We start from the raw sequence: 646 nt of genomic DNA, 5'->3' as shown, positions 1-646 counted from the left end.
GCGAGACTGCGAAAACGAACTGTCAAAACTAAAATAGAGTAAAACGCTTGCATCTATCATTTTGGTGCAAGCGTAATTCATGAGTAACGTAGCAATATTTTGCGCTTACCTTCAAACCGACTATAACAATATGCTTACAGCCATCATTGATCTACTTGACGGTGCTAAGTATCTGTGGGAAGGAGAACATCATGAAACAAAATAACCCTTGTTACCTGTTTAGCATGTATGAACCTGATACAGATTCCGTTATTGTTAATGCCATCAATGATACATATACTGGCACACCTCTTTCTATCAGTTGTAAAAAATATAATTCATCTGTCTTGCTTGATACGCCTGATGATATTGTGTATCTGTACCGACTGGCACATGAGAATCCTCTGCTATATGCTGAATTAGCTTGTAAACCTAATGGATTACAGGAATATGTGAACGCTATGAATGAATTCAATTAACACCTAAAACAGTCCTTTCACACAACTTTGTTAGGACTGTTTTTTACTCGCAAATTACTTTCTCATATTTATGATATGTAATTGAAACCCCTGTCATATTCTAACTATATGTACCCTTTTTTAAAATAATTGTTTCGTCTTGTATTTCACAACTCATAACCACAAATTTACCATCATAATTTGATACT

The 646-nt window shown here is 34.7% G+C and carries 1 protein-coding gene; it reads left to right on the top strand.

What is annotated here, in order from left to right:
* Positions 1 to 191 precede the first annotated feature (191 nt).
* On the top strand, positions 192 to 458 hold the full coding sequence (locus DXA55_RS16915; RefSeq protein WP_117804162.1) for a hypothetical protein: 267 nt from the start codon (positions 192 to 194) through the stop codon (positions 456 to 458).
* Positions 459 to 646 lie beyond the last annotated feature (188 nt).

The sequence above is a fragment of the Blautia sp. OF03-13 genome, from assembly GCF_003460685.1.
Taxonomy (GTDB): domain Bacteria; phylum Bacillota; class Clostridia; order Lachnospirales; family Lachnospiraceae; genus Fusicatenibacter; species Fusicatenibacter saccharivorans.
This window is presented reverse-complemented; position numbering and strand designations above follow the sequence as displayed.

Coding starts and splice junctions, on each gene's coding strand:
- DXA55_RS16915 (WP_117804162.1), top strand. CDS start 192: ATGAAACAAAATAACCCTTGTTACCTGTTTAGCATGTATGAACCTGAT.